6 protein-coding genes are annotated in these 6,825 nt (G+C 66.0%); 4 read left to right on the top strand and 2 right to left on the bottom strand.

Annotation, left to right across the window (positions count from 1 at the left end; translation table 11 throughout):
* Positions 1-266 precede the first annotated feature (266 nt).
* From KA184_22310 to KA184_22300, 3 genes are all read left to right on the top strand, one after another.
* A complete protein-coding gene (locus tag KA184_22310) occupies positions 267-833 on the top strand; it encodes an HAD family hydrolase (GenBank protein MBP8132324.1) in 567 nt (188 codons plus the stop codon).
* 42 nt (positions 834-875) lie between these two features.
* Positions 876-1,460: a manganese efflux pump gene (locus tag KA184_22305; GenBank protein MBP8132323.1), complete on the top strand. Its 585-nt coding sequence runs from the start codon at positions 876-878 to the stop codon at positions 1,458-1,460.
* Positions 1,461-1,566: 106 nt separating this feature from the next.
* Complete coding sequence (locus KA184_22300) at positions 1,567-2,709, top strand: twin-arginine translocation signal domain-containing protein (protein MBP8132322.1); 1,143 nt, start codon at positions 1,567-1,569, stop codon at positions 2,707-2,709.
* Between the two features lie 94 nt (positions 2,710-2,803).
* On the opposite strand, the gene KA184_22295 is transcribed toward KA184_22300, so the two are convergent.
* Positions 2,804-5,089, bottom strand: a complete 2,286-nt coding sequence (locus KA184_22295) for a hypothetical protein (GenBank protein ID MBP8132321.1) — start codon at positions 5,087-5,089, stop codon at positions 2,804-2,806.
* Positions 5,090-5,100: 11 nt separating this feature from the next.
* Positions 5,101-5,625 carry an RNA methyltransferase gene (locus KA184_22290; GenBank protein MBP8132320.1) on the bottom strand — a complete coding sequence of 175 codons (525 nt, stop codon included), beginning with the start codon at positions 5,623-5,625 and terminating at the stop codon, positions 5,101-5,103.
* A gap of 125 nt (positions 5,626-5,750) precedes the next feature.
* Between KA184_22290 and KA184_22285 the strand changes: the two genes are divergently transcribed.
* A complete protein-coding gene (locus KA184_22285) occupies positions 5,751-6,776 on the top strand; it encodes a type II secretion system F family protein (protein MBP8132319.1) in 1,026 nt (341 codons plus the stop codon).
* Positions 6,777-6,825 lie beyond the last annotated feature (49 nt).

Below are 6,825 nucleotides of genomic sequence, written 5' to 3'. Positions count from 1 at the left end.
AGTCATGGCGCCATTCAAAGAGGGTAATGGAGATGTTCACGCCGGTCGCGTGGTGTTGGGAAGACACCGCGGCGCGCCCATCCTGGCCGACCTCCGTGTCTTGTGAGCCTCGACCTCCTTGTCTCGGCGTAACACGGTATCTATCGGCCGCGACGGGCAGCGACTTTAGCGTTGCGGGGTCCCGGGGCCCGCGCGCGCCGCGGCAGGCCTCCGGCGCGTGTGCGCATGATGCCGGGAATAAACAACGCCGCCGCAAGGTGTAGGGCATGCAGGACACGAACAGACAACAGTTGCTGATTCTCGACATCGATGAAACGCTGCTCCATTCCTCGGAAGAGCCGCTCGCGTGGCCCTGCGATTTCCAGGTATTCTCCTACTACGTTCACAAGCGGCCGCATCTCGACCGTTTCCTGACGCAGGTCATGGAGTGGTTCGACGTGGCCGTGTGGTCGTCGTCCGGGGAGAGCTATGCAGCCCTCGTGGTTCGTCAGGTCTTCGAGGCCCCGGCGCGCCTCAAGTTCGTGTGGGCGCGCAACAGGTGCACGCATCACGTGGATGAAGAGACTCATGAAGCCTATTGGCGCAAGGACCTGAAAAAGGTGAAACGGGTCGGCTACGCTTTGGAGCGCGTCCTCGTGATTGATGACAGCCCGGAGAAGCACGCTCGCAGCTACGGCAATCTTGTCCGCGTCACGCCCTTCGCCGGCGACCCGGCGGATACCGAGCTGGCCGACCTGCTGCCCGTTCTCGATTGGCTGCGCACCGTCGAGAATGTGCGCACGGTCGAAAAGCGCGATTGGCGCCTGCGTTTTCCTTCCTCACGGGAAGCGTGATACCGTTCCGTCTCGCGTACCGCAATATCGAGAGGCATTTGCATGCATGGATTCTTGAACCAGGAGCCCGGGTTGCTGTTGTGGGCGGGCCTGGGGGTGGGCCTGGCCATGGACGCCTTTGCCGTGGCCACCTCCACCAGCCTGATGCTGCGGCAGGTTTCGAAGCGGCAAGTGTTCCGGTTCGGATTCCATTTCGGCCTGTTTCAGGCCGTGATGCCCATTATCGGCTGGTTCGCAGGCAAAACGGTCCATGAATATATCGCGGCCTGGGACCACTGGGTCGCATTCGGACTCCTGGCTTTTATTGGTTTCAAGGCGATCGTGGACACGATCCTGCGCGGCGAAGAACCGGCGCTGGAACACGACCCGACGCGCGGCCTGAGTCTGGTCGTGTTTTCGGTCGCGACCAGCATCGACGCGCTGGCCGTCGGCCTCAGCCTGGCCCTGGTCGGCGTGGCCATCTGGACACCCGCCCTCGTGATCGGGGTCGTGACCAGTCTCCTGACCACCTTGGGCATGTTGATCGGCGCGCGTATCGGCGCGCGCCTGGGCCGCGGCGCGGCCATCTTCGGCGGAGTGGTGCTGATCTTGATTGGCGTGCGGATTCTGGTGTCGCACCTGGTGTGACTCATCGTTCGCACAAGAACGCGATTGCCTGGCGCTGTTTGCCTTCTTGATTCACGCCTGCTGGAATTGGGAACCTTGCTGGACGCCAAAGGTTGGGAGCGACGCAATGAACCGAAGATCATTCCTGAAGAGCGCGGCGGCGGGCGGCGGCGCTGCGTGGCTTGCGGCATGGAACCGCGCCCAAGCGCAAACCGGGGAGTCGCGCTCCATGAAAGTGATCCTCTGGTGCTGGGACACGCGAATGACGTGGGACGACGAACCGGACGCGATCCAGACGCGCATGGCGGCGGCGGAGCAGAAGTTCGCGTATCCGAAGCGGCCGGAATCATTTCAGACCGGGTTCCGGCGGCTGGTCGATTACTGCGCGAAGATTGGGGTCCACGGGGTCATCGTCTGGGGCTTCCTGCGCGACAGTCACGGCGGGGTTGCGGCGGCCGCGGACCTGTGCAAGTACGCAGCGGACCGCGGCGTGGCGATCCTGCCCGGCGTGGGGTTGTGTTCCTACGGGGGCTACTATTACGAAGGCGAGCACCCGTTCAATCTCGACACGTACCTCCGCCGCCATCCCGAGCGGATCTCGACGGCCGTCGAAGAGCGCGGCAGCCGCATCGTGACGCCCGTGCTCGACCCATCGCTCGAAGCCAATCAAGCATGGTGGCGCGACGGCCTGGACTGGATGCTCGAGACGTTCCAGGTCGGCGGCGTCGATTTCGAGATGGGCGATTTCATCGTAAATCCTTCGCCGGGCGCGCAGGCGGCGCGGCAGGCCCTCGGATTCGAGGCCGACGCCAACCTGCTTGACGTCGTCGTGGCCACCCAGACCCTGTTCCGTCACGCCTGCAAGGCGCGTCCCGACGCGCTGTTCATCAATTGTACCTACCGCGGCTTCCACCAGGTCCGCGGGTTTCCCGCGACACCTTACGTGGATGCTCTGCCACCGGAAACGGTGTGGGAGTACACGCTCACGGGCATGGTGCGGCAGCCGGGTTTTCCCGAGGGCATGCTGGGCGCGCCCGCGCACCGCAAGTACGGATATCTGCACTGGTTCAACGCCTCAACAAAGACACAGGACACGGACTATGTGCGCGAGGTTGCGCGGGTTTTCCCTGGCGCACACCGGCTCGGTTTCCAATTCATCGGCAGTTATGGCGAACTCGACGCCAGAAACAGCGCGACCGCCGACCGCAATTACCGGGCACAAGTGGCTTGGGCGCGCGAACCCGGCCTGGACCCGGCCGAGTTCGCCTGAGGCGGCCGCACGCCCTGCCGTGCAACCGGGAGAAATCTCAAACGGCCAAAGGGGCGAAACCTGTAAATGGCTTAACGTTTGTTTCTGTCCATATTTATGGTTGTTCATTGTTTATTATAATTTGCCCGGAATTGCCGTCGACGGTAACCTCCCAGCCGTCTTTCAGCCGCGTGACGGCGCCCGCGACACCAACCACGAGCGGGACCCCGTACTCCCGTGCGAGAATCGCCCCGTGGGACAGCAATCCGCCCCGTTCCAGCACGACGCCCGCCGTATGCGGCAGGATGATCGTCCATGCAGGGTCCAGCGCCTGCAATACGGCTATGACCGGCTCCTCCGGCGGGGGGAACACCGCGGGCATGCCGGACAGCACACGCACCCGGCCCCGCGCAATGCCCGGCGACGCGCCGGTCCCGGCGAGAAGCCGCGATTCGCCGACGGGAAGCGGCGCCGCCCTCGGACCGATAAACGGCGGTTTGGGAATGCGCGCCTCAACGCGGCGCGCGTGCTGCGCAATCGCAAGCGTCAGCGCATCTGGCGGGGCCCCGCCCCGCAGGACCGCGCACAGTTCCTCCCACTCAAGCAAGAAGACCTGGTCCGCGCTGCCGAGACGGCCGCGGTCCAGGAGATACTGCGCGGCATCGCGCAGCATGGCCCGCTGCCGCGCGAGAATGCGTTCCCAGGTGTACCGCTGCTCCTCGCGCAGTTCGAGAGCCCGCCGCAACGGCCAGAGTAACACCGACAACGGGCCTCGCCGTGTTTCCGGCGCCTCGGCCCTCTCCCGCGCGGCGGCAATCGCGCCGTAGACCTGCGATAACCGGTTGTCGCGGTGAAGGCCGGCCCACGTGGGCGCGGCATAATCCAGCGAAGCGGCGCGGTGGCCGTGTTGTTCCAACAGGTCCGCCTGCGCGGCGGCGTTGTCCGGTTCGGCCAGCGCGCGCTTCAGCGCGGCATTGGCCGCCTGGGTCACCAGGCGCATTTCGCCGCGCAACCGTTGTTCAATGTGCGCGGCCCAGCGCGCGGGCATGCAGCGCAACAAGAAACGGTAGATGGCATACCCGTAATCGGCCCAAAGCAGGCTCCACCGGTGAAACCGCAGGAAACGGACGGTCCAGCGGTCCAAATCCTGCCAGCATGCTATCCAGGCGTCCGGCGTTTCCGGCGGGACGGGCCGCATCGCCGCCAGAGCGTTCTCCAATCGGCGGCGAAGTCTGCCCCAGGTGAATAAGTTGCCCAGCGCGGCCGACGCATGGCGCAGCAGGGCGGCCGCCGTCGTGGCGGCGTATTGCGGCAGCGAACCGGTGCGCGCCGCGCCCGCGCAACAGCACTGCGAGGGAAACAACTGCCGCAAGTCTTGAGACAGCAGCCCGCGCGGCGCGCCCGCGAACATGCGGCGGTATGCTTCGTGCGCAACGTAGGCCTGGCCCCCATGCAGCCAATAGACAGGCCGGGGCACGGCCTGACGCCGCAGCGACAGCGCTTCTTCGACGGCGACTCGCACGATGACCGGCAGCAACGTCGTGCGCGTGATCGGCGTAATCGGGTCGACGAAGCGCTGGTCGAAGAACCAGCTGGCCGCGCAGACAGGCGGCAGCAGGCCAGGAGCCGCGCAGAGCGCCGTGATTGGGCGTGCCTGGAGCGCCCAGAGCGTTCCGTCCGTATCGACGGCCCACTCGACGTCCATCACGCCGTCCCCTCGCTCCTCGCATGCAAGCAAAAGACCACGCAGTGTTCCCAGCAGCGCCTGCGGCAAGGCAGCGGGACCGTCGTTGCCGGGTTCCTGCCGGATTACGGCGGCGTCCTTCATCGCGACTTCAAACCGGGACGGCGTGCGCGTGCCGCCGACCAGTCCCGAACCGTGGCCGTGCACCACCTCGACATAGAATCGGCCGGGATGCGCCGCGGCGGGGCATGCGGAAAACAGCACGCCGCCCAGCACGGGACGCACGGCGGCCTGCAACACAATAGCCAAGGCCGCGGCGCCGGCGCCCTTGACGTGTACCGCCGCCAGGTCCGAAGACGCGGCATCGGCCACGGCGTCGAGAACCGTGAAGAACGCGGCCTCGGTGTCCGCGAACCGGGTCTCGAAGACACCCGCGAGCGACGCGCCGCAATGGTCCTCGCCTTGCGCCGACGAGCGTACGGCCACTCCCTGAAACGGCGGGACGTTCAATGCGCGGAAACACGCGCCCAGCGCCGCGCGCGCGGCCGCGTCGCGCCGCCAGCATCGCGCCGCAACCTGCTCCGCCGGAATGACGCGCCACGGCGGCACCGGCGCGCCCGCGGCATGCAGCTGCAAGAGCCCCTCCGCCTTTCCGCCGAAAGTAACGTCCGGGGCCGCCGCCAGTTCTTCCGGTGCATACAGGAACAGCGCGGCCACGGGCGAACCCCTCAGACCGCGCGCCAGGAGCCGAGGATCCCGTACAGGATGACGCCCACGGCCGTGGCCACGTTAATGCTGTTCTTATAGCCGTACATGGGAATGTGCGCGACGGCGTCGCACTGGCGCAGCACGCCCTCGTTGATGCCCGTGACCTCGTTGCCGAACACCACCGCGACGGGCCGCGGCCACTCGATTGCGGTGTAAGGCCGGGCCGTTTCCACGACCTCGATGGCGACAATCGGGATGCCCCGTTCGTGCAACGCGGCCAGGCAGTCCTTGACCCGTTCATGATAGGTCCAGGACACGTACTCGAAGGCGCCGAGCGCGGTCTTCTCGAGTTTGCGGTGCGGCGGATGCGCCGACATCCCGCACAGATGGATGTGCTCGACCGCCGCGGCGTCGGCGGTGCGGAACGCGGACCCGACGTTGTACGCGCTGCGGAAGTTGTCCAGCACGACATGGATGGGATTACGTGTAATCGCGGGGAGACCCTCCCGCGTTATTCCAGCATAGTGCGGCTCACGATCCGGCAAGACGTCACACTCCAGGCATTCGCGTCGCGTTCGCACCAGTATGACGCAGGACCCGCCGGCATTTCACCGCAATGGGCCCGTTTGCTAGAATCGCGCCGCGCAACCGCGGAATGGAACGCGAGGACATGGGACTTTTCTCGTCGCAGATCCCTATCAAGACGCTCGTGCCGATGTGCCGCCAACTGGCCACGGCGTACGACGCGGGCATTCCCATCGTGCAGACGCTCACGCTGGTTTCCGGCATGGAACGGAACAAACGCGCGCAGGGGGTCCTGCGCACGATGGAAGCCGATGTGCGCAACGGCAGCACGCTGGGCGAAGCCGCGCGCAGGCAGCAGGCGTTCCTGCCACCCATGCTCATCTCGCTGCTCGGCGCCGGCGAGACGGGCGGGCGCCTGGACGCGATGCTCCGCGACCTCGCCCAGTACTATGAAGACCGTCTGGAAATGCGGCGCAACGTGCTTGGCGCGCTCGCGTTGCCCATGCTGCAACTGGCCGCGGCCTGGTTTCTGGGCACGTTCGCGCTCGGGCTTATCCGGAGCCTGGATTTCAGTTCGCCGCGCGCATTCAATCTCGGCGCGTACTTCCGGTCGTACCTGCTCTTTCAGGGCATTGCCGGTATCGCCGCCGTTGCCGTAGTGATTGCGTGCATTCTCCTGGCGCGGGCGGGGCTGTTCGACCGTATCTGGGGCCGCATCACGTATTCCGTGTGGCCCATCAGCGGGCTCGCGCGGCGCTTCGCGCTCGCGCGCTTCTTCCGCACCTTCGGCCTGCTCATCGCCAGCGGGTTGCCCATCCAGCGGTGCATTGAACAGGCGGCCGCGGCGTCCGGCAATCCTTACGTGGCCGACGACCTGTTGCGCGCGATCCCATTCGTCATGCACGGCGCGCCGCTCGTCGACGCGTTCGACGCGACGCGCTGCATGACGCATACCGCGCGCGAGATGCTGGCCATAGGCGAAACCAGCGGCAGCCTGGACCGCGCGGTGCACAAGGTCGCGGAGTATCACCTGAATGAAGCGACCCATGCGCTGGCGATGTTCGCGCGCGTGGCGCGGGTCGCCATCACGCTGCTGGTCGGCGCCATCGTAGGCTACATCGTGATTTCGTTCTGGTCCGGGTATTATGGACAGTTGCTCAACATCCGGTGAATAAGGCCGGGGTCTTCTTGGGAGACAGACAGCATGGCATTTGATGAGG

The organism is Candidatus Hydrogenedentota bacterium, from assembly GCA_018005585.1.
GTDB lineage: Bacteria > Hydrogenedentota > Hydrogenedentia > Hydrogenedentales > JAGMZX01 > JAGMZX01.
This window is presented reverse-complemented; position numbering and strand designations above follow the sequence as displayed.